The sequence below is a fragment of the Streptomyces sp. NPDC001515 genome (assembly GCF_053597115.1).
Genome location: NZ_JBSFHN010000014.1, coordinates 115,371 through 140,743, shown reverse-complemented (window position 1 = coordinate 140,743; position 25,373 = coordinate 115,371). Strand labels below are relative to the sequence as shown.

At 71.1% G+C, this 25,373-nt stretch carries 22 protein-coding genes and 1 tRNA gene; 12 read left to right on the top strand and 11 right to left on the bottom strand.

Annotated elements, in window-relative coordinates:
• Positions 1 to 36 precede the first annotated feature (36 nt).
• The 3 genes from ACWCXC_RS16965 to ACWCXC_RS16955 all read left to right on the top strand — a co-directional run bounded on the left by ACWCXC_RS16965 (position 37) and on the right by ACWCXC_RS16955 (position 1,934).
• Entirely contained in the window at positions 37 to 567 is a 531-nt protein-coding gene (locus tag ACWCXC_RS16965; RefSeq protein ID WP_450684069.1) for a phage holin family protein, read from the top strand.
• Positions 564 to 1,625, top strand: coding sequence for an alpha/beta fold hydrolase (locus ACWCXC_RS16960; RefSeq protein ID WP_450684068.1), 1,062 nt, complete (start codon positions 564 to 566; stop codon positions 1,623 to 1,625). Before ACWCXC_RS16965 ends, ACWCXC_RS16960 begins: the two co-directional genes overlap by 4 nt.
• A 105-nt stretch (positions 1,626 to 1,730) precedes the next feature.
• Positions 1,731 to 1,934 (top strand): hypothetical protein, encoded by a 204-nt coding sequence (locus ACWCXC_RS16955; RefSeq protein ID WP_450684067.1) that lies wholly within the window; start codon positions 1,731 to 1,733, stop codon positions 1,932 to 1,934.
• Between the two features lie 41 nt (positions 1,935 to 1,975).
• Here the strand turns inward: ACWCXC_RS16955 and ACWCXC_RS16950 are convergent, their stop codons facing one another.
• From ACWCXC_RS16950 to ACWCXC_RS16930, 5 genes are all read right to left on the bottom strand, one after another.
• Complete coding sequence (locus tag ACWCXC_RS16950) at positions 1,976 to 3,181, bottom strand: MarP family serine protease (RefSeq protein WP_450684066.1); 1,206 nt, start codon at positions 3,179 to 3,181, stop codon at positions 1,976 to 1,978.
• 90 nt (positions 3,182 to 3,271) lie between these two features.
• A complete protein-coding gene (locus tag ACWCXC_RS16945; protein ID WP_450889488.1) occupies positions 3,272 to 4,057 on the bottom strand; it encodes an NUDIX hydrolase in 786 nt (261 codons plus the stop codon).
• Positions 4,058 to 4,118: 61 nt separating this feature from the next.
• Positions 4,119 to 5,069: an endonuclease III gene (gene nth / locus ACWCXC_RS16940; protein WP_450889486.1), complete on the bottom strand. Its 951-nt coding sequence runs from the start codon at positions 5,067 to 5,069 to the stop codon at positions 4,119 to 4,121.
• A 149-nt stretch (positions 5,070 to 5,218) separates the two neighbouring features.
• The gene (locus ACWCXC_RS16935; RefSeq protein ID WP_450889484.1) at positions 5,219 to 6,661 is read right to left on the bottom strand and encodes an MFS transporter; all 1,443 of its coding nucleotides are present in this window, start codon (positions 6,659 to 6,661) and stop codon (positions 5,219 to 5,221) included.
• A 36-nt stretch (positions 6,662 to 6,697) separates the two neighbouring features.
• Positions 6,698 to 7,675, bottom strand: coding sequence for a hypothetical protein (locus ACWCXC_RS16930; RefSeq protein ID WP_450889482.1), 978 nt, complete (start codon positions 7,673 to 7,675; stop codon positions 6,698 to 6,700).
• Positions 7,676 to 8,159: 484 nt separating this feature from the next.
• On the opposite strand from ACWCXC_RS16930, the gene ACWCXC_RS16925 reads away from it, so the two are divergent.
• Positions 8,160 to 8,834, top strand: a complete 675-nt coding sequence (locus tag ACWCXC_RS16925; RefSeq protein ID WP_014046869.1) for a Crp/Fnr family transcriptional regulator — start codon at positions 8,160 to 8,162, stop codon at positions 8,832 to 8,834.
• 95 nt (positions 8,835 to 8,929) lie between these two features.
• Here ACWCXC_RS16925 and ACWCXC_RS16920 read toward each other — a convergent pair whose 3' ends face one another.
• From ACWCXC_RS16920 to ACWCXC_RS16905, 4 genes are all read right to left on the bottom strand, one after another.
• On the bottom strand, positions 8,930 to 9,760 hold the full coding sequence (locus tag ACWCXC_RS16920; protein WP_450889480.1) for an MBL fold metallo-hydrolase: 831 nt from the start codon (positions 9,758 to 9,760) through the stop codon (positions 8,930 to 8,932).
• On the bottom strand, positions 9,757 to 10,650 hold the full coding sequence (locus tag ACWCXC_RS16915) for an NUDIX hydrolase (RefSeq protein WP_450684060.1): 894 nt from the start codon (positions 10,648 to 10,650) through the stop codon (positions 9,757 to 9,759). Before ACWCXC_RS16915 ends, ACWCXC_RS16920 begins: the two co-directional genes overlap by 4 nt.
• 227 nt (positions 10,651 to 10,877) lie before the next feature.
• The gene (locus tag ACWCXC_RS16910) at positions 10,878 to 11,348 is read right to left on the bottom strand and encodes a RidA family protein (protein ID WP_450684059.1); all 471 of its coding nucleotides are present in this window, start codon (positions 11,346 to 11,348) and stop codon (positions 10,878 to 10,880) included.
• Complete coding sequence (locus tag ACWCXC_RS16905) at positions 11,348 to 11,506, bottom strand: DUF4177 domain-containing protein (RefSeq protein WP_003991873.1); 159 nt, start codon at positions 11,504 to 11,506, stop codon at positions 11,348 to 11,350. The genes ACWCXC_RS16910 and ACWCXC_RS16905 overlap by 1 nt, the downstream gene beginning before the upstream one ends.
• 82 nt (positions 11,507 to 11,588) lie before the next feature.
• On the opposite strand from ACWCXC_RS16905, the gene ACWCXC_RS16900 reads away from it, so the two are divergent.
• Together ACWCXC_RS16900 and ACWCXC_RS16895 are read left to right on the top strand one after the other, a co-directional pair.
• Complete coding sequence (locus ACWCXC_RS16900) at positions 11,589 to 12,593, top strand: ArsA family ATPase (RefSeq protein ID WP_450889477.1); 1,005 nt, start codon at positions 11,589 to 11,591, stop codon at positions 12,591 to 12,593.
• Positions 12,590 to 14,035, top strand: a complete 1,446-nt coding sequence (locus tag ACWCXC_RS16895; protein ID WP_450889475.1) for an ArsA family ATPase — start codon at positions 12,590 to 12,592, stop codon at positions 14,033 to 14,035. The genes ACWCXC_RS16900 and ACWCXC_RS16895 overlap by 4 nt, the downstream gene beginning before the upstream one ends.
• A gap of 174 nt (positions 14,036 to 14,209) precedes the next feature.
• Here ACWCXC_RS16895 and ACWCXC_RS16890 read toward each other — a convergent pair whose 3' ends face one another.
• A complete protein-coding gene (locus ACWCXC_RS16890) occupies positions 14,210 to 14,560 on the bottom strand; it encodes a WhiB family transcriptional regulator (RefSeq protein WP_383648815.1) in 351 nt (116 codons plus the stop codon).
• A 680-nt stretch (positions 14,561 to 15,240) separates the two neighbouring features.
• Here ACWCXC_RS16890 and ACWCXC_RS16885 point away from each other — a divergent pair.
• Positions 15,241 to 17,469 carry a transglycosylase domain-containing protein gene (locus ACWCXC_RS16885; protein WP_450889473.1) on the top strand — a complete coding sequence of 743 codons (2,229 nt, stop codon included), beginning with the start codon at positions 15,241 to 15,243 and terminating at the stop codon, positions 17,467 to 17,469.
• A gap of 259 nt (positions 17,470 to 17,728) precedes the next feature.
• Here the strand turns inward: ACWCXC_RS16885 and ACWCXC_RS16880 are convergent, their stop codons facing one another.
• The gene (locus ACWCXC_RS16880; protein ID WP_450684055.1) at positions 17,729 to 18,193 is read right to left on the bottom strand and encodes a GatB/YqeY domain-containing protein; all 465 of its coding nucleotides are present in this window, start codon (positions 18,191 to 18,193) and stop codon (positions 17,729 to 17,731) included.
• A 79-nt stretch (positions 18,194 to 18,272) separates the two neighbouring features.
• Here ACWCXC_RS16880 and ACWCXC_RS16875 point away from each other — a divergent pair, with 79 nt between their 5' ends.
• The 5 genes from ACWCXC_RS16875 (at position 18,273) to ACWCXC_RS16855 (ending at position 25,357) form a co-directional block, all read left to right on the top strand.
• On the top strand, positions 18,273 to 19,214 hold the full coding sequence (locus tag ACWCXC_RS16875; RefSeq protein WP_450889471.1) for a metallophosphoesterase: 942 nt from the start codon (positions 18,273 to 18,275) through the stop codon (positions 19,212 to 19,214).
• A gap of 107 nt (positions 19,215 to 19,321) precedes the next feature.
• Positions 19,322 to 19,395 (top strand) — tRNA-Pro (locus ACWCXC_RS16870).
• Positions 19,396 to 19,627: 232 nt separating this feature from the next.
• Positions 19,628 to 21,028, top strand: a complete 1,401-nt coding sequence (locus ACWCXC_RS16865; protein WP_450889469.1) for a DNA-binding protein — start codon at positions 19,628 to 19,630, stop codon at positions 21,026 to 21,028.
• Positions 21,029 to 21,209: 181 nt separating this feature from the next.
• Complete coding sequence (locus tag ACWCXC_RS16860; protein WP_450889467.1) at positions 21,210 to 21,593, top strand: hypothetical protein; 384 nt, start codon at positions 21,210 to 21,212, stop codon at positions 21,591 to 21,593.
• Positions 21,590 to 25,357, top strand: coding sequence for a caspase, EACC1-associated type (locus ACWCXC_RS16855; protein WP_450889465.1), 3,768 nt, complete (start codon positions 21,590 to 21,592; stop codon positions 25,355 to 25,357). The genes ACWCXC_RS16860 and ACWCXC_RS16855 overlap by 4 nt, the downstream gene beginning before the upstream one ends.
• Positions 25,358 to 25,373 lie beyond the last annotated feature (16 nt).

The following is a 25,373-nucleotide window of genomic DNA, read 5'->3' as shown; positions in this document are numbered from 1 at the left end:
GACATCGGATGTGTTGAACAGGAGAGGGAGTCAGGGATGAGCGACCCCGGCAATTTCGCGGGCGGCACCGATCGCAGTCTCGGTCAGCTCGTCGCCTCGGCGACGGCCGAGCTGTCGGCACTGGTGCACGACGAGATCGCCCTGGCCAAGGCCGAGGTGCGACAGGACGTCAAGCGCGGCGTCATGGGCAGCGTGGCGTTCCTCGTCACCGGTGTGCTGATCCTCTTCTCCATCCCGGTGCTGAGCTTCGCGGCCGCGTACGGGATCCACAATCTGGGGCTGGGCCTGGCCTGGTCGTTCCTGATCGTGGGCGGCGCGTTCATCCTGCTGGGGATTCTGCTGGCGCTCTTCGGCTACGCCAAGTTCCGCAAGGTCAAGCCGCCGGAGAAGTCCATCGCCTCGGCCAAGCAGACGGCGGCCGTGCTCCAGGGCGTCAAGCCGCACCCCCGTCCGGGCGTGGGCGCCGACGCCATCCTCCCGGCGGCCGGCAGCACGCGGTCGGACAAGGCCATCGAGAACCACCCGGTCCAGGACAAGGCGTCGGCTGTGGCACGCTCGACCCCATGACGGTCCCCCATTCCAGCGCGTCCGGCCCCATGGACCCGGACGGTCGGGCGGCGGGTCACGGGAAGCCCGCAGCGGCGGCCCCCGCCCCCGTACCGCTCCCCGCCCCCGCCCCCGGTGGCTCTCCGGCCCCTGCGGGCGCGGCCGGCGGCCCCGTGCGCATCGACGGTCCCTGGACGCACCGGGACGTCGCGGCCAACGGCGCACGCTTCCACATCGCCGAAATGGGTGAAGGGCCGCTGGTTCTCTTCCTGCACGGCTTCCCGCAGTTCTGGTGGACCTGGCGCCATCAGCTCCCCGCCCTCGCCGACGCGGGGTTCCGGGCCGTGGCGATGGACCTGCGCGGGGTCGGCGGCAGCGACCGCACGCCGCGCGGTTACGACCCCGCCAACCTGGCCCTCGACATCACCGGCGTCGTCCGTTCGCTCGGAGAGCCGGACGCGGCCCTCGTCGGCCACGACATGGGCGGCTATCTGGCCTGGACGGCCGCCGTCATGCGCCCCAAGCTGGTCCGCCGTCTGGTGGTCTCCTCGATGCCGCACCCCAGGCGCTGGCGCTCCTCGATGCTCTCGGACGTCGCCCAGACCCGGGCCGGCTCGTACATCTGGGGGTTCCAGCGCCCCTGGGTGCCGGAGCGTCAGCTCGTGGCGGACGACGCCGCGCTGGTCGGCCGGCTGATCCGCGACTGGGCGGGGCCGGGCACAGCCCACTTCCCCGACGAGGCGGCCCTCGACGTCTATCGGCGTGCGATGACGATTCCGTCGACCGCGCACTGCTCGATCGAGCCGTACCGCTGGATGGTGCGCTCCCTGGCGCGTCCGGACGGCTTCCAGTTCAACCGGCGGATGAAGCGGCCGGTGCGGGTGCCGACGCTGCATCTGCACGGTTCGCTGGATCCGGCGGTCCGCACCCGCAGTTCGGCGGGATCCGGCGAGTACGTCGAAGCGCCGTACAGGTGGCGACTTTTCGACGGTCTGGGGCACTTCCCCCATGAGGAGGACCCGGCCGGATTCTCGGCCGAACTCATCAACTGGCTCAAGGATTCCGAGCCCGACCGCTGACCGTGGCGCACACGTGTCCTACGAACAGCCACGTGCCCGGCGCATAGGCCAATTGGCTGGCGGATGGGGGGTTACCGACCATGAGCCCCGGGCAGACGTCCGGGTATGGGCTGGACGCACGACTTCGGTGACGCAGCACGCAATCGTCGCTCGACCGCCACGGCGGTTACGGGCACTCATGAGGGGGACGGCCCTCCGGGCCGGGTGCACACTTTGCATGTTCTGCATGATCCCCGGCTCGGCATTCCGCGCATCCTCCGCCGCCGGGCCCGCTGGGTCTCCGCCCGGCTCCGCCACCCACGGGGCTGATCCCACGGGCCGCCCCGGCCCCTTGAGCCACCCGATATCCCCTAGAGCGCGCACCCCTGGCTGTCGACCTGCTGGTTGGCGGTGCGGCCCTGTGCGATGTCCTCGCGGATCTCGTCGGCGGTGAGGGCGTAACCGGTGTCGGGGTCGTCGAGCGACTTGGCGAAGACGACGCCGTACACCTTGCCGTCCGGGGTCAGCAGGGGGCCGCCGGAGTTGCCCTGACGGACCGTCGTGTAGAGGGAGTACACATCGCGGCGGACGGTGCCCCGGTGGTAGATGTCGGGCCCGGACGCGTCGATGCGGGCCCGGACCCGGGCCGAGCGCACGTCGTACGAGCCGTTCTCCGGGAAGCCCGCGACGATCGCGCTGTTGCCGGTGGCGGCGTCGTGGTCGGTGTCGGTGAAGCGGAGCGGGGTGGCGTCGAGGTCCGGTACGTCGAGCACGGCGATGTCGCGCCGCCAGTCGTAGAGGACGACCTTCGCGTCGTACAACCGTCCCTGGCCGCCGATCTGCACGGTCGGCTCGTCGACGCCGCCGACGACATGGGCGTTGGTCATGACCCGGCGGTCCGCGAAGACGAAACCGGTGCCTTCGAGGACCTTGCCGCAGCCCGGGGCCGTACCGACGACCTTGACGATGGACCGTTTGGCGCGGGCCACGACGGGGCTGTTGACCAGCGCCGGGTCGGGGGCGCGCACCTCCGTGATCGGCTCGTTGGCGAAGGGGCTGAAGACCTGCGGGAAGCCGTTCTGCGCGAGGACCGAGGAGAAGTCCGTGAACCAGGTGGACGCCTGAGGCGGCATCACCCGGGAGATCCCGAGCAGCACGGAGGAGTTGCGGACTTCCTTGCCGAGCGTCGGCAGGGAGGTTCCGGCCAGCGCGGAGCCAATCAGCCAGGCCACCAGCAGCATCGCGACGACGTTGACCAGGGCGCCGCCCGTCGCGTCGAGGGCGCGCGCGGGCGACCAGGTGATGTAGCGGCGGAGCTTGTTGCCGAGGTGAGTGGTGAAGGCTTGTCCCACCGAGGCGCACACGATGACGATGACGACGGCGGCGATCGCGGCGCTCGACGAGACCTCCGAGCCGTCCGTGAGCTGGTCCCACAGGACCGGCAGCAGATAGACGGCGACGAGACCGCCGCCCAGGAACCCGATCACCGACAGAATGCCGACGACGAACCCCTGGCGGTAACCGATGACCGCGAACCACACGGCTCCGGCCAGCAGCAGGATGTCCAGCACGTTCACCGTCTATTGCCTCGCAGATTCGTCACCGGGCGCATACGTGTCCCCGTGGCCGGGACGGGCCCGGAGCGGCGGGGCACGGGAGTCAGCCTGTCATGCGCGCCAGTCGAGCGGCACCTGCTTGGCCCTGTCCCAGGGGCGCTCCCACCCCGCGAAGTGCAGAATCCGGTCGATCACCCCGGCCGTGAACCCCCATACGAGTGCGGATTCGACCAGAAATGCCGGTCCCCGATGACCGCTGGGGTGAAGGGTCGTCACCCGATTGGCCGGATCCGTGAGATCCGCCACGGGCACGGTGAAGACCCGGGCGGTCTCACCGGGATCGACGACGCCGACCGGGCTGGGCGTGCGCCACCAGCCGAGCACGGGCGTCACCACGAAGCCGCTCACGGGGATGTAGAGACGGGGCAGCACCCCGAAGAGCTGCACCCCGCGCGGATCGAGCCCCGTCTCCTCCTCGGCCTCGCGCAGCGCCGCACGCAGCGGTCCGGTCGTTGCCGGGTCGCCGTCGCCGGGGTCCAGGGAGCCGCCGGGGAAGGAGGGCTGCCCGGGGTGCGAGCGCAGACTGCCCGCGCGCTCCATGAGCAGCAGCTCCGGCCCGCTCGCACCCTCGCCGAACAGGACCAGCACGGCGGACTGCCGGCCCGCGCCGCTCTCGGGCGGCAGGAAACGGCTGAGCTGCTGGGGCCGGACGGTCCGCGCCGCCTGCTCGACGGGGGCCAGCCAGCCGGGGAGGCCGTCCGTCGTGACGTCGATGGCGGCTTCTATCGCGGCGGCGGTGTCAGGCGCGGGAGACGAACCGGGCGCGGGAGCACCGGCGGCCGTCCGGGCCGCCGTGGTCTCCTCGTCCGCGTCCGTGCGGTGTTCATGCGTCTTCATAGGCACCCCTCGTCTCACAACGCCTGTCGTCACGCGTTTCGTTCCTGGACGGCGCGGCGTCTCAGTCGCCGTCCGGGCCGGGCGCGGGCGCGCCCGGGTAGTGCGCCGGCGGCTTCAGCCGCTGTCCCGGCCGGCCGCCCATCTCGTACTTCAGGAGCTTCCGGGCCTTCTCGGGATCCGTCTCGCCCTCCCCGTACGCCGGGCAGAGCGGGGCGACCGGGCAGGCGCCGCAGGCGGGTCTGCGGGCGTGGCAGACGCGGCGGCCGTGGAAGATGATGCGGTGCGAGAGCATCGTCCACTCGCTCTTGGGGAAGATCGCCGCGACGTCCGCCTCGACCTTCTCGGGGTCCTCCTGATCGGTCCACTTCCAGCGCCGGACGAGCCGCCCGAAGTGCGTGTCCACAGTCAAACCGGGGACGTCGAATGCGTTGCCGAGCACGACGTTGGCGGTCTTGCGGCCCACTCCGGGCAGGGTCACGAGGTCGGCCAGCCTTCCCGGCACCTCACCGTCGAAACGGTCCCGGAGCGCCGTGGCGAGCCCTATCAGCGACTTGGTCTTGGCCCGGAAGAACCCGGTCGGCCGGATGATCTCCTCCATCTCCTCGGGCACGGCCATGGCCATGTCCTCCGGAGTCGGGTACTTCGCGAAGAGGGCCGGGGTCGTCTGGTTCACCCGCAGGTCGGTCGTCTGCGCGGACAGCACGGTGGCCACCAGCAGCTCGAACGGGTTCTCGAAGTCCAGCTCGGGGTGCGCGTACGGATACGTCTCCGCCAGGACACGGTTGATCTTCCGCGCCCGCCGCACCATCGCCAGGCGCGTCTCCGCCTTCCACGGCTTGACGCCCGCCGCCGCGACGGCGCTCTTCCCGGCGGCCGCCGCCTTCCGGGCCGCCGCCTTCTTGGCCACTGTCTTCTTGGCCGCTGTCTTCTTGGCCACTGTCTTCTTGGCCGCCGTCTTCTTCGTCGCCGGTTCGCCCGAGCCCGCGGCCTTACGGACCTTGCTCTCTGCCATGAGCGAAGGCTACGCCGGACGGGCGAGCCGACGGGGCCGGTACGCGGACGGACAGGGCGCGCGCCACCGGGACACGCAGGCCGGAACGCCGGCCCGTTGGCGTACGGGCCGGCCTTCCGGGGTCGGCGGGGTCAACCGAAGGTGCGGGATCACCCGAGAGGGGCGGGTTCGCCGGCGGGCGGGGCGTCGGCGGCCGGGGCCGGGGTCCGCAGGGTGAGGAGGGAGACGAGGGCTCCCGCCAGGGCGAGCAGCGCCGCGCCCAGGAAGGCGGCGGAGAAGCCGTCCGTCAGCGCCTGCGGATCGTCGAGCCGGCCGGCGCCGTTGGCGGCGGCGACCGCGGTCATCGCGGCCAGTCCGAGCGCCGATCCGACCTGGTAGCTGGTGTTGACGATGCCGGAGGCGAGGCCGCCCTCGGCCGGGTCGGGGATGGCGAGCGCGGTGCCCAGCGACGGGATGAAGGCGAGCGACATGCCGACCGCGGCGAGCAGCGAGGCGGGCAGGACGTCCACGGCGAAGCTGCCGTCGGGCCGGACGAACGAGAGCCAGACCATCCCGGCCGCCAGGGCCAGCAGACCGGTCACGATGAGCGGCTTGGGGCCGAAGCGGGCGATCAGCCGGGGTGCGAGCACGATCATCATCAGCATGATGGCGGCGGTCATCGGCAGCAGCGCGGCGCCCGAGGCGAAGGCTTCGAGGCCCAGTACCTGCTGGAGGTAGAGGTTCAGGAAGAACCACATCGGGATCCACGCGGCGGCCATCAGCAACTGGGCGAGGTTGGCTCCGGCCAGGTTCGGGCTGCGCCAGATGCCGAGCCGCATCAGCGGTGCGCGGCGGCGGGCCTGGAGCCCGACGAACGCGGCGATCAGCAGAAGCCCCGCGCCCAGCACCAGCCAGGTGCGGGCCGCGTCCCAGCCGGTCTCCGGGGCCCGGACGACGGCGTAGACGGAGACGGCCAGGCCGAGGGTGACGGTGACCGCGCCCAGCCAGTCCACCGAGCCGCGCCGGGCGGCGCCGCCCGGCATGACGCCCGGAGTCGCGAGCAGGACGCCGAGGGCGACGGGGATGTTGATCCAGAAGACCCACTCCCAGCTGGCGTACTGCGTGATCAGGCCGCCGAGGAAGACGCCGGCGGTACCGCCGGCCGGTGCGGCGGCCCCGTACAGGGCGAACGCCTTGGTGAGTTCCTTAGGGCGTCCGCCGAACAGGGTCATCAGCAGGGTGAGCGCCGCGGGGGCGATCAGCGCGGAGCCGGCGCCCTGGACGGCCCGGCCGGTGAGCTCGGTCCATGCCTCGTCGGCCAGCCCGGCGAGCGCCGAGCCGGCGGCCAGGACCACCCAGCCGGTGAGGAACAGCCGTCTGGGGCCGAAGACGTCGGACAGCTTGCCGCCGAGCAGCAGCAGTCCGCCGAAGGCCACGACATAGGCGTTGAAGACCCAGGACAGGTCCTCCTGGGAGAAGCCGAGCGCCGACTGCATCTCGGGGAGGGCGACCCCGATGATCGAGGTGTCCATGATCACCATGAACTGGGCGAGGGCGATGAGGGCGAGCGCCGTCCAGCGTCTCGGGGACGCGGGCGCGGGAAGATCGGACATGACCGTGAACTCCTGCGACTGGAGGGGTGGATGAGGTCAGTGCTTGTGTGCGCCGCCGTGCTCCGGGGACGGAGCGGCGGAGGACGGGGTGGACGCTCCGGCGGCCGGACCGGTGCCGGTGGCGGAGAGCGTGAACGCGGCGGTGCGGACCGTTCCGCCGTGCCGGAAGTCCAGGAAGAGGCGGTACGTGCCCGGGCTCGGCGCGGTGGTGGTGAAGGCGATGTCCGGGCCGGATGACGTGACGCCGTCGCCCGGCTCGCCGTCCGGGTGGACGTGGAGGTAGGCGAGGTCGCCGGCCCGCAGGGCCACCAGATGGCCGTAGGACCCGAGGTAGGGCTGGAGGTCGGTGACCGGCTTGCCGCCCTTCGTCACCGCGAGGGTGAGCCGGGTGGCCCGGCCCGGCGTCAGATCACCGGACAGGGTGAGGCGGTAGCCGTCGACCGTGACCGTGCGGCCCGTCGCGGCCAACGGGGCCGGTCGCAGGGCGCCCGCCGCGTGCAGATCGGCTCCGAGGGTGAGGTTCCCCGGGGAACCGGCCGGGGTGAAGTCCGCGAAGACGCGGTACGCGCCGGCGGCGGGCAGCGCGGCCGAGGTGCTCCAGGTGCCGTCGGCTGCCCGGGTGGGGTGCAGGTGCTGGAACGTGGAGAGGTCGCGCGGGGCGACGATCAGGTGCAGTTCCTTGCCGTGCTCGGTCCGGTAGGAGGTGACGGGCTTGCCGTCCGCCCCGAGGATCCGGAACCGCAGGCCGGTGCGGGTGCTGGCGGTCTCGTACGGGTCGTCGAGGCTGAGCGTGTAGCCGCGTTCGGAGATCTGGAGCCCGCCGGGCGGCGCGTCCGCCGCACCGCGCTCGGCGGCCGATTGCGAGGGGGAGGCGGACGCGTGCCCGGCGTGGGCGGCGGACGACGTGGCCGTGCCCTCCGCCGGTCCGCCGGTGGCGTGGCCGATGCCGTACGAGGCGCCGAAGACCGCCGCGAGCCCGGCGGTGAAGGCGGTGATCTTGAGTGCGGTGTTCATGACGGACTCCTCGGGCTCCTCGACCGGTGGGGCAACACGTGCAGTAGATACCCCCCTGGGGTATCGAGTCAAGAGAGAACGGCATACGGGTGGGGGGTATTTTCGACGAGGCCCGCCGGGCGGACCCCGCATGCGCGCCGAAGGCGTGATTCCGCTTCCGGCTCGCACGGCGTCACCGCATCGGCCCATTCGTCGCACTTTTTCGCTCACCGAGGGCATGTTCGCCCAGAGCGGAATCGCGATCGCCGGGTCCCCCGGCGGCCCCCTCCGCGGCGTCCCCGACCGGCGAGTGGGCCCCTCGGTCCGACCCCGCGCCCGCCCCGGGCATCCGGCCCGGTCACCCGGCGGACGACGCCCGATCGCCCCCCTGCCGCACACACCGGGACGCGCGTGCGTCAAACTGGTTTGTGATTGATCGCACTGTTTTACCGTCCGGCATGATGGGGACCACGGTTCCCTGAACAGGCCGACAAGGAGAGAACTCGTGGACGACGTTCTGCGGCGCGCCCCGCTTTTCGCGGCGCTCGATGACGAGCAGGCCGCGGAGCTCCGCGCCTCGATGAGTGAGGTGACCCTCGCGCGCGGCGACGCGCTGTTCCACGAGGGCGACCCGGGCGACCGCCTCTATGTGGTCACCGAGGGCAAGGTGAAGCTCCACCGCACCTCCCCCGACGGCCGCGAGAACATGCTGGCGGTCCTCGGCCCCGGCGAACTGATCGGTGAGCTGTCGCTCTTCGACCCGGGCCCGCGCACCGCCACCGCGACCGCGCTGACCGAGGTCAAGCTCCTCGGCCTCGGCCACGGCGACCTCCAGCCCTGGCTGAACGCCCGCCCCGAGGTGGCCACCGCCCTGCTGCGCGCCGTCGCCCGGCGCCTGCGCAAGACCAACGACCAGATGTCCGACCTGGTCTTCTCCGATGTGCCCGGCCGGGTCGCCCGCGCCCTGCTCGATCTGTCGCGCCGCTTCGGCGTGCAGTCCGAGGAAGGCATCCACGTGGTGCACGACCTGACGCAGGAGGAGCTGGCCCAGCTCGTCGGCGCCTCCCGCGAGACGGTCAACAAGGCCCTCGCGGACTTCGCCGGCCGCGGCTGGCTGCGGCTGGAGGCCCGCGCGGTGATCCTGCTCGACGTGGAGCGGCTGGCCAAGCGGTCCCGCTGACCGCCGCCCCGTCCTCGTACGCGTGACGGAGAGGGCCCCGCCGACACCGGCGGGGCCCTCTCCCGTACGTCGTCGCCGAACGCGCGGGCGGCCGGTCAGATCAGCCCGTGCTCGCGCAGATAGTCCAGCTGCGCCCGTACCGACAGCTCCGCCGCCGGCCACAGGGACCGGTCCACGTCCGCGTACACATGCGCCACCACGTCCGACGACGTCACGTGCCCGGCCTCCACCGCCGTCTCCACCTGGGCAAGCCGGTGCGCGCGGTGGGCCAGATAGAACTCGACGGCGCCCTGCGCGTCCTCCAGCACCGGTCCGTGACCCGGCAGCACGGTGTGCACCCCGTCGTCGACCGTCAGCGAGCGCAGCCGCCGCAGCGAGTCGAGGTAGTCACCGAGCCGCCCGTCCGGATGGGCCACCAGCGTCGTCCCGCGCCCCAGGATCGTGTCGCCCGTCAGCACCGCGCGGTCGGCGGGCAGATGGAAGGAGAGCGAGTCCGCGGTGTGGCCGGGGGTCGGCACCACGCGCAGCTCCAGCCCCCCGGTGGTGACCACATCGCCCTCGCCCAGGCCCTCGTCGCCCAGCCGCAGCCCCGGATCGAGCGCCCGCACCTTCGTCCGCGTCAGCTCCGCGAACCGCGCCGCCCCCTCCGCGTGGTCGGGGTGCCCATGCGTGAGCAGGGTCAGCGCGACGCGCCGGCCCGCCGCCTCGACCGTGTCCACGACGGCCCGCAGATGGGCCTCGTCCAGCGGCCCCGGGTCGATGACGACCGCGAGGTCCGAGTCCGGTTCCGCGACGATCCAGGTGTTGGTGCCGTCCAGCGTCATCGCCGAGGCGTTGGGCGCCAGGACGTTGACCGCACGGGTCGTGGCGGGGCCGGAGAGCACACCGCCGCGCGGCTGTCCGGGCAGTGCCGCCGCGTCGCTCATGCCGCCCCGCCCTCCGCGCCGCCGGCCGGGAGGTGCTTGGTGAACTCGTCGTGCCCCGGCCAGCTCAGCACCAGTTCGCCCGCCTCGAAACGCGCCCGCGCGAGAACGGGGGTGAGGTCCTGCTCCCGCGCCGCCTCCAGCGCCCGCGCGGCGGTGGCGTACGGCCGCAGCGCCCTCAGGGTGGCGACCGTCGGAGGCATCATCAGCAGCTCGCCGCGGTCGTAGCCGTCTGCGGCCTCGCCCGGCGCGATCCACACCGTGCGGTCGGCCTCGGTCGAGGCGTTGCGGGTGCGCTGGCCGGACGGCAGGGCGGCGACGAAGAACCAGGTGTCGTAGCGGCGCGGTTCGAACTCCGGGGTGATCCAGCGCGCCCACGCGCCGAGCAGGTCCGAGCGCAGCACGAGCCCGCGCCGTTCCAGGAACTCCGCGAACGACAGCTCCCGCGCCACCAGGGCCCCCCGGTCGGCCTCCCAGTCCTCGCCGGTGGTGTCCGTGACGACCGAGTCCGCGGTGGGCCCGGCAAGCAGGACACCCGCCTCCTCGTACGTCTCGCGGACGGCGGCGCACACGATGGCCTGCGCCTCGGCGGGCGTGGCGACGCCGAGCCGCTGTGCCCAGACGTCCAGGGCGGGCCCGGCCCAGCCGACCAGCCGGTCGTCGTCGCGCGGATCGACCCCGCCGCCCGGGTAGGCGTACGCCCCGCCCGCGAAGGCCATCGAGGCGCGCCTGCGGAGCATGTGGACGGCGGGCCCGGCCCCGGCCGCCCCGGTGCCGTCCCGGAGCAGCATCACGGTGGCGGCCCGGCGCGGGACCGCGGGCGTCAGTTCGCCGCTGGCGAGGGCCCGGATCCGCTCGGGCCATTCCGGTGGGTACCACTGACCTTGGGACATGGCCGGAGGCTATCCGGAACCGCGACGATGTTCGAGAGGCTCGGGGCTCCGTACATGCCCCGTACACAGACGACGGTCCGTACGCGCCCCGCACGCGGACGGTGATCCGATCAAGCCCCGCACGCGGACGATGACCGCACAGGCCCGTACACAGACGATCCCGCCCGGGTCGTCACGACCGGACGGGATCGGGCCGGACGGTGTCGCGACACCGTCCGGAACGCGGCTCAGCCCTCGGTCAGCTCGACCTGGACCTCGACCTCGACGGGCGCGTCCAGCGGCAGCACGGCGACACCGACGGCGCTGCGGGCGTGCACGCCCTTGTCGCCCAGCACCGCGCCGAGCAGCTCGCTCGCCCCGTTGATCACACCGGGCTGGCCGGTGAAGTCGGTGGCGGAGGCGACGAAGCCGACGACCTTCACGACGCGCGCGATCCGGTCCAGGTCGCCCGCGACGGACTTCACGGCGGCCAGCGCGTTGAGCGCGCAGGTCTTCGCCAGCTCCTTGGCCTCGTCGGGGGTGACCTCGGCGCCGACCTTGCCGGTGACGGCGAGCTTGCCGTCCACCATCGGCAGCTGGCCCGAGGTGTAGACGTACACCCCGGTCCGCACGGCCGGCTGGTACGAGGCCAGCGGCGGGACGACGTCCGGCAGGGTCAGCCCCAGCTCGGCGAGCTTCGCCTCGACGGCGCCCGCCACTACTGCTTCTCCCGCTTCAGGTACGCCACGAGCTGCTCGGGGTTGTTCGGGCCGGGAACGACCTGGACCAGCTCCCAGCCGTCCTCGCCCCAGGTGTCCAGAATCTGCTTGGTCGCGTGCACGAGAAGGGGCACGGTCGCGTATTCCCACTTGGTCATGGCCCGACTGTAATGCCTGCGTGTTCCCCGGCACGCGCAGCCTCGTGCGTAGCCTGCGGCAGGACTGGTTAGGCTCGAATACGTGAGCAGGTTCCAGGTCGTCAGCGGCAAGGGCGGTACCGGTAAGACCACGGTCGCCGCCGCCCTCGCGCTCGCCCTCGCGACCGAGGGAAGGCGCACCCTCCTCGTCGAGGTCGAGGGCAGACAGGGCATCGCCCAGCTCTTCGAGACGGAGTCCCTTCCCTACGAGGAGCGCAAGATCGCCGTCGCCCCGGGCGGCGGCGAGGTCTACGCCCTCGCGATCGACGCGGAGCGCGCCCTCCTCGACTACCTCCAGATGTTCTACAAGCTGGGCAGCGCCGGCCGGGCGCTCAAGAAGCTCGGCGCGATCGACTTCGCCACCACGATCGCGCCCGGCGTCCGGGACGTCCTGCTGACCGGCAAGGCCTGCGAGGCGGTCCGCCGCAAGGACCGGCGGAACCGGTTCGTCTACGACTACGTGATCATGGACGCCCCGCCGACCGGCCGCATCACCCGCTTCCTCAACGTCAACGACGAGGTGGCGGGGCTGGCCAGGATCGGCCCCATACACAACCAGGCCCAGGCCGTGATGCGGGTGCTCAAGTCCCCCGAGACCGCGGTGCACCTGGTGACGCTCCTGGAGGAGATGCCCGTCCAGGAGACCGCCGACGGCATCGCGGAACTGCGCGCCGCCGAACTGCCGGTGGGCAACGTCGTCGTCAACATGGTCCGTCCGCACCTGCTCGACGAGGAGGCGCTGCGCACCGCCGCGGGCGGCCGGCGCAAGGAGATCGCCAAGACGCTGACCCGGGCCGGGGTGACCGGTTCGGCCGCGCTCGTGCGCCCCCTGGTCGAGCAGGCCGCCGAACACGCCCAGCGCGTGGAACTGGAACGCGAGCAGCGCGCCGTCCTGGCGGGCCTCGGGCTGCCGGGGTACGAACTCCCGCTGATCGGTGAGGGCGTGGACCCCGCCGCCCTGTACGAACTGGCTGAGGTGCTGCGCAAGCAGGGCGCGGGGGAAGCGGCGGGGCCGGAAGCGGAAGCGGAACAAGGGGGGGGCTCATGACGGCGGACGAGGACGCCGGGAGCGGCGCCCTGGGCGAGGGCGCGGGCGCGCACGACGGCACGGGCGCGCCGGCCGGTGCGGCCGATGCCCCCGCCCTGGACACGGACGCACTGCTCGACGACCCCGCCATCCGGATCGTCGTGTGCTGCGGTTCCGGCGGCGTCGGGAAGACGACGACCGCGGCGGCGCTCGGGGTGCGTGCGGCGGAACGCGGCCGGAAGGTCGTCGTCCTCACCATCGACCCGGCCCGCAGGCTCGCGCAGTCCATGGGCATCGACTCCCTGGACAACGTCCCGCGCCGGGTGAAGGGCATCGAGACCACGGGCTCCGGCGAACTGCACGCCATGATGCTCGACATGAAGCGGACCTTCGACGAGATCGTCGAGGCGCACGCGGACGGGGAACGCGCGCGCGCGATCCTGGAGAACCCCTTCTACCAGTCCCTGTCGGCCGGCTTCGCGGGCACGCAGGAGTACATGGCGATGGAGAAGCTCGGGCAGCTGCGGGCGCGCGACGAGTGGGACCTGATCATCGTCGACACCCCGCCCTCCCGGTCCGCGCTGGACTTCCTGGACGCGCCGAAGCGGCTGGGCTCGTTCCTGGACGGGAAGTTCATCAAGCTGCTGATGGCGCCGGCGAAGATGGGCGGCCGGGCCGGAATGAAGTTCCTCAACGTGGGCATGTCGATGATGACCGGGACGCTCGGCAAGCTGCTGGGCGGCCAGTTCCTGCGCGATGTGCAGACCTTCGTCGCCGCGATGGACACGATGTTCGGCGGGTTCCGCACCCGCGCCGACGCGACGTACCGGCTGCTCCAGGCGCCGGGCACCGCGTTCCTCGTCGTCGCGACGCCGGAGCGGGACGCGCTCCGCGAAGCGGCGTACTTCGTGGAACGGCTGGCGGCGGAGAACATGCCGCTCGCGGGCCTGGTGCTCAACCGGGTGCACGGCAGTGACGCCGCCCGGCTCTCCGCCGAGGCCGCGCTGGCCGCCGCCGCCCGCCTCGACGCCGCAGAAAATCTTGAGAGCGACGGCATTGTGGATCAGGGGGCCGGGAAGGCTGGACTTCGTGAGCCCGCCGACTCCCCCGCGGCCGGTTCCGCCCCGACCGAGAACACCACCGGAGCCGCCTCTCCCGAACCGTCCGAGCATGCCTCGGAACACGACCCCGACGACGCCGTGGCCCCGCGTGCGGGCACCCCGGCGGACGCTTCGGCCGATGTGACCGTCGAGCAGCTGACCGCGGGCCTGTTGCGTCTGCACGCCGAACGGATGCAGGTGGTCGCGCGCGAACTGCGTACACGCGACCGTTTCACCGCACTGCATCCCGAGGTGGCCGTGACCGCCGTGGCCGCGCTGCCCGGGGATGTCCACGACCTCGCGGGACTGCGGGCCATCGGTGACCGGCTCGCGACCGGTTCCGCCCCGGCCGGAGCTGCGTAGCCACCCCGTCCCGTCCGCTCCGCCGTGCGATGGCGACGTACGGGGCGCACATCGTTGCCGCGCGTCAGCTCGCGCAGCGTCGCCACGCGTCAGCTCGGCGCGTCATCGCCACGCGGGTCCGTTCGTCCGTAACGACCCGGTCCGGAACGATCCGGTCCGGACCACCGGGCGGGGTTATCCGACGGCGGCGAACGTCTCGTGAAGCTCGTCGTCCTCCAGCCCGATCGCCACGGGCAGCATGCCCGTGGACCGCTCGTACTCGCTGCGCGCGGTCTCCAGCAGCCGGCGCCAGGACGTGACGGTCGGCCGCCTGCGCAGCAGTGCGCGGCGCTCCCGCTCCGTCATTCCGCCCCACACGCCGAATTCGACGCGATTGTCCAGCGCGTCCGCCAGGCACTCCGTCCGCACCGGGCATCCGGTGCACACCGCCTTGGCTCTGTTCTGCGCTGCCCCTTGTACGAACAGTTCATCCGGATCCGTAGTGCGGCAGGCTGCCTGCGCACTCCAGTCGGTTACCCAGCCCATCCCGGCGCCGTCCTCTCCCGAATCGAGGCTCCCCCACGGCGGCAGCGGCATATTCACCGCTGCCAGTTGAGGACGTTACGGAAGGTGGCGACAGCACAACACCCCCTTCGGGCCCAATCTTGAATGGCCCGAACGGACTATGCGTATGCGGCAGATCACCCAGGGGAGTGAGGGGAAGACATCCATGACTATCCCGACGGAATCGGGACAGTTCTCCTGAGTCACAACGGACGTTCGATGACACTCCAGGCGAATTCGGGTGCGCCTGGAGCCGTGCCGGGCCGTGCAGGGGGGTTGATACGTGACCGGACTGCTGTGACAGTTGAGAGCAGCTTAGGCCAAGGCATCCGCGCGTGTCCGGCGAATGCGAACCTAGGCGCCTCGCGTTGCCGTGCCGCCCCGCTCACCGCCGGGTCCGCACGGCGCCGGCCACGGTGACGACGCCCGTGGGCGCCCGGGGAGCGCGCCTTCTCGTACGTATGAACACAGGGGCAGAAGCCGCTCGGCCCGACGCGACGCGGTGCCGGACACCCGGAGCCGTGCGGCCGCCGAAACCGGTGCGAGCCCTTCCACTCCGGGCAACGATCGCACACCCGATCGTGTCACGGTCCGGTGATCGAACGCCCCGACAGGCACCCGTTCCTACGGAATGCTCATCATGACGGTTTAGGCTGCCCCCTATGCCAAAGAAGCGCTCGGGCGGGGGTCTCACCGCAACCCAGCAGGCCGCCAAGTTCCTCGGTGTCGCAGCACTGTCCGGAGTGGTCCTGGCGGGCATCGCACTGCCGGCCGCCGGAGCACTGGGTCTCGCGGCCAAGGGGACGGTCGACGGATTCGACGAGATCCCGTCGAACCTGAAGACACCACCGCTCAGCCAGCGCACGACCATCCTGGACAACCAGGGCGGCCAGATCGCCACGGTCTACTCCCGTGACCGCACCGTGGTGCCGCTGACGAAGATCTCGCCGTTCATGCAGAAGGCGATCATCGCGATCGAGGACGCCCGCTTCTACGAGCACGGCGCGGTCGACCTCAAGGGCATCCTGCGCGCGATGAACCGCAACGTGCAGGCGGGCGGGACCGCGCAGGGCGCGTCGACCCTCACCCAGCAGTACGTGAAGAACGTCTTCGTCGAGGAGGCGGGCGACGACCCGGCCAAGGTCGCCGAGGCCACCCAGCAGACGATGGGCCGCAAGGTCCAGGAGCTGAAGTACGCGATCCAGGTCGAGGAAGAGCTCGGCAAGAAGAAGATCCTGGAGAACTACCTCAACATCACCTTCTTCGGGCAGCAGGCCTACGGCGTCGAGGCGGCCTCCCAGCGCTACTTCTCCAAGTCCGCGAAGGACCTGAAGCTGGAGGAGGCGGCGCTGCTGGCCGGCATCGTGCAGTCGCCCAGCCGCTACGACCCCGTCAACGACACGGAGGAGGCGACCAAGCGTCGCAACACCGTGCTCCAGCGGATGGCCGACGTCGGCGACATCTCGCAGCAGCAGGCCGACAAGGCCAAGGCGACCCCGATCAAGCTCAAGGTGAAGCGTCCCAAGAACGGCTGCATCACCGCCGTCAGCGGGTCCGGTTTCTTCTGCGACTACGTCCGCCAGATCGTCACGGGCGACCCGGCCTTCGGGAAGACCGCCAAGGACCGGGCCAAGCTCTGGTCCACCGGCGGCCTCACCATCAAGACGACGCTGAACCCGCGCTCCCAGGCCGCCTCCAACGAGGCCGCCACCTCCCGGGTCAACGAGACGGACAAGGTCGCCGCCTCGGTGGTCCAGGTCCAGCCCGGCACCGGCCAGATCCTGGCGATGGCCCAGTCCCGCCCGTACGGCCTGGACCAGTCCAAGCACCAGACCGTGCTGAACCTCTCCGTCGACCACAAGATGGGCGGCAGTTACGCCGGCTTCCAGGTCGGATCGACGTTCAAGCCGATCACCGCGGCGGCCGCGCTGGAGAAGGGCATCAGCCCGGCCCAGAGCTACGACACGCCGTCGAAGATCAGCCTGCCCGCCGACGCGTTCCTGACCTGCGAGGGCCGCCCCACGGACGACAAGCCGTGGAGCGTGGAGAACGAGACGGAGGAGGAGAAGGGGATGTTCGACATGACCAGCGCGCTGGGCAAGTCGATCAACACCTACTTCGCGAAGCTGGAGCAGCAGACCACCCTCTGCGACACCCTCGCCATGGCCAAGAAGGTCGGCTACAACCGCGGTGACAACAAGCCGCTGTGGGAGGTCGCCAACACCACGCTCGGCGGCCAGGAGTCCACGCCGCTGGCGATGGCCGCCGTCTACGCGACCTTCGCCAACCGGGGCACCTACTGCTCGCCGATCGCGATCCTCTCGGTGACCAAGCCGGACGGCAAGAAGATCGACGTGCCGAAGACGCAGTGCAACCGCGCCATGAGCGAGCACACGGCCGACACCATCAACCAGATGCTGAAGGGCGTCGTCGAGGACGGCACCGGTAAGTCGGCCGGCCTCAGCGACCGCGACAACGCGGGCAAGACCGGTACGACCGACGAGCGCAAGAACGCCTGGTTCGTCGGCTACACCCCGAACCTCTCCACCGCCGTCTGGGTCGGCAGCGACGGCTCGCACCAGATCCCGATGAGCGACATCGTCATCGGCGGGCAGTACTACGAGGACGTCTGCGGTGGCTGTCTGCCCGGCCCGATCTGGCGGACCGCGATGACCGGCTCCCTGGACGCCTCGCAGACCCCCGGCTTCAACCCGGTCGACGTGCCGCGGGCGAAGCAGAAGGAGGACAAGGGCAAGAAGGACCGGGACAGGGACAAGAACAAGCCGGGCGAGGGCGACGACCGCCCCGGCGACGACAGCCCGTTCCCCGGCATCAGCATCCCGCCGGACGGGCTCGGCGGCGGCCACGGCCGCGGGCAGAACGGTCCCTGACCGGATCTCCGCACACCGCACCGCATGACGAAGGGGGCGTCCCACCGGCCGGTGGGACGCCCCCTTCGTCGTACGGGCGGGAGATCATCCAACCGGTGCGACGCCCCTTCGCTGTACACGGGGGAGGTCATCCAACCGGGGTGGGACGCCCCCTCCCTCGTACGCGCGGGAGGTCATCCAACCGGTGCGACGCCCCCTTCGCTGTACGCGCGGGAGGTCAACCAACCGGTGCGACGCCCCCTCCCTCGTACGCGCGGACTCAGCCCGCCAGGCGCTTCTTCACGGCGGCGGCCACCCGGCCGCCCTCGGCCCGCCCCGCGACCTTCGGGCTCACGATCTTCATGACGGCGCCCATCGCGCGCGGCCCCTCGGCTCCGGCGGCCTGCGCCTCCTCGACGGCGGACGCCACGATCGCGGACAGCTCCTCGTCGCTCAGCTGCTGCGGGAGGTACGTGTCGAGCAGCGCGCCCTCCTTCTTCTCCCGCTCGGCCTGCTCGGTCCGGCCGCCCTGGGCGAAGGCCTCGGCCGCCTCGCGGCGCTTCTTCGCCTCCTTGGCGATCACCTTCTGCACCTCGTCGTCGGAGAGCTCGCGCGACGTCTTGCCGCCGACCTCCTCCTTGGTGATGGCGGTGAGCGTCAGCCGGAGCGTGGACGAGGTCAGCTCGTCGCGCGCCTTGATGGCCGCCGTGAGGTCTTCCTGCAGCTTGGACTTGAGCGTGGTCATGCAGTGATTGTGGCAGGTGCGGTGCGCCCGACGCCCTCCGGTTTTCCCGCGACGACACCCCGTCTGCGACGATGGGCGCATGCGCGCACGCTACGGAGTCCCCCTCACCATCACGGCGGTCACCGCCGCGGCCGGCGCCCTCGGCCTCGCCTACGCGGCCGGATTCGAGGCCCGCTCGTTCCGCCTCCGCCGGGTCGCCGTCCCCGTACTCCCGCCCGGGACACGCCCGTTGCGCGTGCTGCAGGTCTCCGACATCCACATGGTCAGCGGCCAGCGCAAGAAGCGCGCCTGGCTGCAGTCCCTGGCCGGACTGCGCCCCGACTTCGTCGTCAACACCGGCGACAACCTCTCGGACCCGGACGCGGTCCCGGAACTGCTGGACGCGCTGGGGCCGCTGATGGAGTTCCCCGGGGTGTACGTGTTCGGCTCCAACGACTACTACGGCCCGAAGCTGCGCAACCCCGCCCGCTACCTCGTCGAAAAGGCGGTCGGCAAGCACGGCCTCAACGGCAACGCCCCCGCCGTCGGCGTCGTCCACAACCCGTGGGAGCCCATGCGCGACGCCTTCGACGAGGCGGGCTGGCTCAACCTCTCCAACACCCGCGGCCGGCTCACGGTGGACGGCCTGGACCTCGCCTTCACCGGCCTCGACGACCCGCACATCAAACGCGACCGCTACGCCGAGGTGTCCGGCGGCCCCGAATCCGGCGCCGACCTCTCGATCGGCGTCGTCCACGCCCCGTACCTGCGCTCCCTCGACGCCTTCACCGCGGACGGTTACCCCCTGATCCTGGCCGGTCACACCCACGGCGGCCAGCTCTGCATCCCCTTCTACGGCGCCCTGGTCACCAACTGCGACCTCGACACCGACCGCGTCAAGGGCCTCTCCACCCACACGGCCGACGGCCACCGCGCCTACCTCCACGTCTCCGCCGGCTGCGGCACCAACCGCTACACCCCGGTCCGCTTCGCCTGCCCCCCCGAGGCCACCCTCCTCACCCTCACCGCCCGCGACGCCTGACCACCGCCCCTCGCCGCCCCACCACCACCCCACCGGCAAAAAGCGGATTTCGTCTCCGGGCGCGGGTGGGCTAAAGTAATCGATGTCGCCGGGAGACCAGCGACGATCGGGGTGTAGCGCAGCTTGGCAGCGCGCTTCGTTCGGGACGAAGAGGTCGTGGGTTCAAATCCCGCCACCCCGACAGCCAGTAAGACCAGGTCAGGGGCCTGATCCGAGACATCGGATCAGGCCCCTGAGTGGTTGCCGGGGTCGGCTTGAGAGCTGCTTGGAGCCCCTCTCGGAATCCGGCTCCCCGTTGGCTTCCGAAGCGGTTCAGCATTTCGATCATTCGGCGGGATGGCCCTCGTAGCGGGCCCCCGCACGCGTACGCTCTGGGCGTCCGACGCACCGTGCCGGGCGCACGAGGGGGCACCGTGGATCATCTGTTCACTGTCGACGGCCGGACGGCCACGCCGATATCGCGCACAGCGCTCGCCGCTGAGGGCCTGCTGGAGCGGCAGCACCTCCAGGAGTGGGTGATTGCCCGTCCTCAAGTGCTCGGGGAGTCCGTGCTCGTGATCACGGCGGAGTACGACCGGTGGGCCGACACCGACGGGGTGCCGGCCCGCGACCGGCTGGACGTGCTGGGGCTGGATGCGACCGGGCGCCTCGTCGTAGTCGAGCTGAAGCGAGGGACGGCCGACCGGGACGTGCACCTCCAGGCGATCACCTACGCCGCTCTGGTATCCCGCTTCGATCTCGACACCCTCGCCCAGGCGCACCGTGACTTCCTGTCGCGCAGGGGGCAGGAACTCGACATCCACGCATGCAGGCAGCGGCTGCTCGGCCACGTGGACGGAGAGTGGAGCCCGGAACTGCTCCAGCGGCCCCGGCAGGTGATCATCGCCGCGGACTTCCCCAAGCAGGTCACCCACTCCGTCGTCTGGCTGTCGGAAATGGGCATCGACATCGATCTCGTCCAGGTCGGTCTGTGGCGGGTTGAGGGCAGCCTCGTCGCGGGGTTCACCAAGGTCTATCCGACGCCGGAGGTCGAGGAGTTCACGCTCGCCCCGGCCCGGGTCGAAGGCGAGGCGGCGGCCAAGAAGCTGCAGGAACGCTCGCGTTCACGCAACGCCGTCCATGTGCTCATCGGTGCGGGGCTGCTGCCTGACGGGACCAGACTGCTGATGACACCGCGCCACGGCGTGACGGATGCGATTCGCACCGAGATCCGGTCATGGGTGGCGCAGGACCCGGCCCGAGGGGTCGCCACCTGGGCCAATGACACCGCCAAGCCACTGGTCTGGAAGGCTGACGGAAACTCCTACTCCCCCACGGGGCTCGCCAACCACATCTTCACGAGCGTGACCGGACGCAGCGTGGACGGCATACAGGGAACGACGTGGTGGGACGTGGACACCACCCAGGTGCCCGCCGACATCGACCCCGAGGCATGGGCCACGCTGGCAGGATCCGACCTCACCGCTCTGGCCAGGCAGCTCAGTGGCACCCGCAAGGACTGGACAGGGCTGCACGCTCTGCTGAGCGGAGTCCCGAGCGGACGGTGGTCCACCTACGGGGACCTGGCGGCGGTGGTCGGGAGCCACGCCGTCCCCATAGGCCAGCACCTCAGTACCTGCGACCGATGCCCCAACCCCTGGCGCGTCCTCACTGCCGCGGGGAAGGTCAGCCCCGGCTTCCGATGGCGTGATCCCTCGCGGACGGACAGTGCCCTGTCCGTCCTGGTCGGGGAAGGCGTGCGCTTCGACGGAGGCACCGCCGACCCGGCCCAGCGCCTGCGCGAGGACGAGCTCCGGCAGCTCCTCGACGGCTGAGAGAATGCCCCCTCCGACTCAGGGCAGGCCGGGCAGTGGCCTGATGACGTCCCTCCCATTCAGCCCCGGCTGTCCCTCTCGACGGCCTGCGTGCCAAAGTCGCTCGACAGACCGGCAAACGGATACGCCAAGGCAAGGAGAGCGGCACATGCACAACGGGGGACCACCGTGGACACTCACTGTGCCCACAGGAGGCGACACACTCCGGCAGGAGCGTCTCACCCGGGACCTGCACGACACCCTGCACGGTACGGACGGTCTCGTCGTCGGCTTCCATGATGCCGACGGGCCCACCGAACCGGGCCATAAGGGCGCCCCCGTGGGTGATGTCGCTCTCTGGGCCGCCACCACCGCCGCTGTCGCCCGTCCGGCGTCCCAGGTCCTGATCACCTTGATCAAGGAGTGGTGCGCGAAGGAGCGGCACCGCAAGGTCGTGGTCACCGTTGGAGACGACTCCATCAAGATCACCGGTCGTCCCGACGCCGCACAAGAGCGCATGGTCCGGGAGTTCCAGGCCAGGGTCGCCGGCGACGACGGCCCCGCGTCGGATGACGACGCGACGTGACCCGCTTCCACAAGCGCCGGGCCCTCCTGATCGGCAACGAGCACTACGACGACGGCCGCTTCTCTCCGCTGGCTTCCGTAAGGGCGGACGTATGGGGACTATCCCAGGTCCTGAAGCACCACAAGATCGGCAACTTCGTCTCCGTACAGACAGCATCGGATCTCGCCGCCGATGACATGCGAGCGGTCATTGGCGAGTTCCTTCAGGAGCGCGACGAGGACGAACTCGCCCTCGTGTACGTCTCCGGGCACGGGGTACGCAGCGTGCGTGACGGCGGCGAGTTCCACTTCGTCGCCAAGGACACCGACTACGACCGAGTGGCCGCGACCGGAGTCAGCGCCGGGTTCCTCAACGACGCGCTGGAGGAGTGCGTCGCACCGCAGAAGATCGTCATGATCGACTGCTGCCGCAGCGGCGGGTTCGCCGTAGGTCTTCGTACGTCGGACCGGCAACGTGACGGCTCCGTGGCCAAGTCCGGCGAGCGGCCCCCGCTGACGAGCAGGGGCGTGTATGTCCTGTCGTCCTCGCGGGCCGGGGAGGACTCGTACGCGGACGCGGGTGGCGGCGACGACGTGAAGCCGTCGGCGTTCACCGGTGAGGTCATCGAGGCGCTGCGCACGGGGAAGGTCAGCAAGGACAGCGGCAGCGCGGTGACGGTCAGCGACCTGTTCCACTATGTCAACCGGCGTATGCGTGCCCAGGACAGCGGGCGCCAGGTGCCGGTGCAATCCGCGCTCGCCGTCGACGACCGCATCGTCATCGCGGACAGCCCCTTCGGCCGGGCACCCCTCCTCGACCCTCTGGTTTCCCGGCCCCGGGCAGGGGCGGGAGAGACCGCACCGCCACCCGCCGTGAAGTCCGATCACGCACAACCCACGTGGCCCAACCTGCTGGACTACTACCGCGAGTGCGTCCTGGCCGAGAGCGCCGAGACACCTCTGATGGACGTGAGCCGTCAGGGCACGTCGTACGTATGCCTCAACGGAGCGGAGAAGTTCATCTCCGGCGACGTCGAGGACGACGGCTGCGTCTCGCTCCCCGAGGAGGCAGCCCCGCTGGTGGATTCGGCGGCGGAGGAGGACGCCGAGCTCTGGGCGGGCTACCCGGCCGTGGTCCTCACCGGGCCTCGTACCGGGAGTCCCTGGCGGCAGCCGAAATTCGCGCCCCTGCTGGTGCGCCGGGTCGAGATCGTCCAGGACGAGGGCGAGGTGCGGTTGAAGCCGTACGGGCCGGTCCAGCCACACCCGCAGTTGGCCCAGGACTGGCTGGGCGAGGACGAGGCCAACCAGCTCATCGACACGTTTCAGCCGTCCTGGCATCGAGGACAGCACGACCGTATGGCGGTGGAGGTGCGCAACCTCCTCACCCAGGAGTTCGAGCTGCCGTGCGTACAGGAGCTCCGTCCCGACCAGCTCGCCGACCACATCGACGTTCGCACACCCGGCCACGGGGCCCGCAACACCGCGGTCCTGTTCTCGGCACGCCCCCAGACGAACTTCACGAAGGGACTGCTCAACGACTTCGCCGACATCGCCAAACAGACCGGCCAGATCGGCAAGACCGCCCTCGGAGCGCTCGCGGCCGACCCCTCGCAGCGCGTCCGAAGCCTCGCCCACGCAGATCCCGAGCCGACGAGCCTCGTGACCCCGTTGCCCTGCAACGAGGCACAGAGCTCAGTCATCCGGTCCGCCATGACCCGTCGCCTCACCGTGGCCACGGGCCCGCCCGGCACCGGCAAGAGCCAGCTGGTCGCCAATCTCGTGGCGACGGCGATCGCGGCGGGTCAGACCGTGCTGGTCGCGTCCACCAACAACGATGCCGTGGACGAGGTATGGCGCCGATGCGACGAGCTGGTGCCCGGCAGCATCGTGCGCACCGGCTCGGCACGGAAGACCGGCAAGAGCAACGCGGAGCACGAGGCCGCCGCGCTCCACGCGCTGCGTACCGGCCCGGAGCCGTCCACCACCGTGGCTACGGCATCCATGGCGACGGTGCTGGCCACCGACCGTCTGGCAGAGGTACGAGGGCATATGGCCCATATCGCCGAGACCGAGCTGAGGCTCCGCCGGGCGGGCGAGGCCCGAGCCCACCACGCGGAACAGCTCGGGCTCACCGTCGGTGAACTCCAGGCGCTGCTCGGCGGGCCACCGCTGCCCAAGGATCTGGAGGACAGCGCGCGCCGCCGCTCCCGCGCGCGCTTCCTCGGTTCGTGGCGCCGATCCCGATTTCTGCGCAAGGCCGGCCTGGAGGGGTACGCCGGTGATCCCGTCACCGGCTGCCTCGCGCTCGCCGGCTTCGCCGCGGCCGAGGCGGAATGGCGCGACGGGCGCGAGCGCGCGGCCGCCGTTGACGACACAGCGCTCACGCGCGCCCTCCGCGATGCGGAGAGCGCCGTCCAGGATGCCTCGCACACGGTCCTCGCCACCAAGGTCCAAGCTGCCGCCTGGGCCGGACGCCGTCGCATCATGGAGCTGGTGACGGCTCGGGAGGGAATGCGCGGCGACTGGCCGCAGTTGGGAAGGGTCCTCGGCCGCTCGGGCACCTCGGCGAACGGACCCGCGGTGGCTGGATGGGCGGTCACCAGCCTCTCCGCCCGGCGTTTCCCTCCGGACCCGGCCCTGTTCGACCTCGTCGTCATCGACGAGGCAAGCCAGTGCGCCATCCCTCACGTCCTGCCCCTGCTGTTCCGCGCACGGCGTGCCCTCGTCATCGGCGACCCCATGCAGCTGACGCACATCACGAAGACCAGCTCACACCGTGAGGCCCTCATCCGGCGGGGGAACGGCCTGCGGTCCGACTGGCTGGAGAAGCATCACCTCGCCTACCGGCGCCACTCCGCCTTCCACGCAGCCGAACAGGCCGCAGGCGGCACGCTGCTTCTCGACGAGCACTTCCGCTGTCATCCGCATATCGCCCAGATCTCCAACGACTTCTTCTACGACGGTGGGCTGACCGTTCTCACCGACACCCGTGGCCGTCCGGGTCTGGCCACTCGCTCCGCTGTCATCTGGACAGATGTGGCCGGGCGGGCCGCCCGGCCCCTGTTCGGTGGCTCGTGGGTCAACGAGAACGAGATCCGCAAGGTGCACGACAGCGTCCGCTATCTGCTGGACGAGCTCCCGCCCGAGGCCACCGTCGGTGTCGTCACCCCCTTCACGGCACAGGCCGAAGCCCTGCGCAAGCGGCTGCGCCCGTACGACGAGGACCGTCTGCGCATCGGCACGGTGCACACCTTCCAGGGCGGTGAACGCGACGTCATGGTGTTCTCCCTCGTCGCCGGCGAAGGCATGCACCCCGGCTCCGTCGCATGGGTCGGTGAACAGCTGAACCTGTGGAACGTCGCCGTCACCCGCGCCCGCAGTCACCTCATCGTGGTGGGGGACAAGAAGCTCTGGCGAGAGCGGGGAGGCGTGGGGGCCGCGCTGCTCGAAGCCACGGAGCGGAACGGCCCGGACCTGGCAGACGGAGCCGAGGACGTGCTGCTCAAGCGCCTGTACCAGGCCCTCTCCCTCACGGAAGGAGCCACTGTCACGCTGAGTGAAACCGTTCACGGGCATCTCGTGGACGCCGTGGTGCGTGGCGTCGACGGAGCTGCCCCCCGACCCGTACTTCTCGACCGAGGAGTGGAGGAGAACGGCGACGCGGCACGCCACCTCCGGCTCATGCTGCACCGCCGGAATCTGCTGGGTGGTGGTGACGGTGAGGCCGAAGCGGCGCGTTGGCCGGCCTGGCGGCTGTACGACACCGACGATCAGCGAGGATGACCTTCTGCCCCCGCGG

Bases quoted from the DNA above. Each gene is read 5' to 3' on its own strand.
- ACWCXC_RS16930 (WP_450889482.1), bottom strand. From the start codon at position 7,675: ATGAACACCGCACTCAAGATCACCGCCTTCACCGCCGGGCTCGCGGCG.
- ACWCXC_RS16905 (WP_003991873.1), bottom strand. From the start codon at position 11,506: ATGACCAAGTGGGAATACGCGACCGTGCCCCTTCTCGTGCACGCGACC.
- ACWCXC_RS16935 (WP_450889484.1), bottom strand. From the start codon at position 6,661: ATGTCCGATCTTCCCGCGCCCGCGTCCCCGAGACGCTGGACGGCGCTC.
- ACWCXC_RS16960 (WP_450684068.1), top strand. From the start codon at position 564: ATGACGGTCCCCCATTCCAGCGCGTCCGGCCCCATGGACCCGGACGGT.
- ACWCXC_RS16915 (WP_450684060.1), bottom strand. From the start codon at position 10,650: ATGTCCCAAGGTCAGTGGTACCCACCGGAATGGCCCGAGCGGATCCGG.
- ACWCXC_RS16885 (WP_450889473.1), top strand. From the start codon at position 15,241: ATGCCAAAGAAGCGCTCGGGCGGGGGTCTCACCGCAACCCAGCAGGCC.
- ACWCXC_RS16890 (WP_383648815.1), bottom strand. From the start codon at position 14,560: ATGGGCTGGGTAACCGACTGGAGTGCGCAGGCAGCCTGCCGCACTACG.
- nth (WP_450889486.1), bottom strand. From the start codon at position 5,069: ATGGCAGAGAGCAAGGTCCGTAAGGCCGCGGGCTCGGGCGAACCGGCG.
- ACWCXC_RS16920 (WP_450889480.1), bottom strand. From the start codon at position 9,760: ATGAGCGACGCGGCGGCACTGCCCGGACAGCCGCGCGGCGGTGTGCTC.
- ACWCXC_RS16880 (WP_450684055.1), bottom strand. From the start codon at position 18,193: ATGACCACGCTCAAGTCCAAGCTGCAGGAAGACCTCACGGCGGCCATC.
- ACWCXC_RS16945 (WP_450889488.1), bottom strand. From the start codon at position 4,057: ATGAAGACGCATGAACACCGCACGGACGCGGACGAGGAGACCACGGCG.
- ACWCXC_RS16955 (WP_450684067.1), top strand. From the start codon at position 1,731: ATGGGCTGGACGCACGACTTCGGTGACGCAGCACGCAATCGTCGCTCG.
- ACWCXC_RS16875 (WP_450889471.1), top strand. From the start codon at position 18,273: ATGCGCGCACGCTACGGAGTCCCCCTCACCATCACGGCGGTCACCGCC.
- ACWCXC_RS16895 (WP_450889475.1), top strand. From the start codon at position 12,590: ATGACGGCGGACGAGGACGCCGGGAGCGGCGCCCTGGGCGAGGGCGCG.
- ACWCXC_RS16965 (WP_450684069.1), top strand. From the start codon at position 37: ATGAGCGACCCCGGCAATTTCGCGGGCGGCACCGATCGCAGTCTCGGT.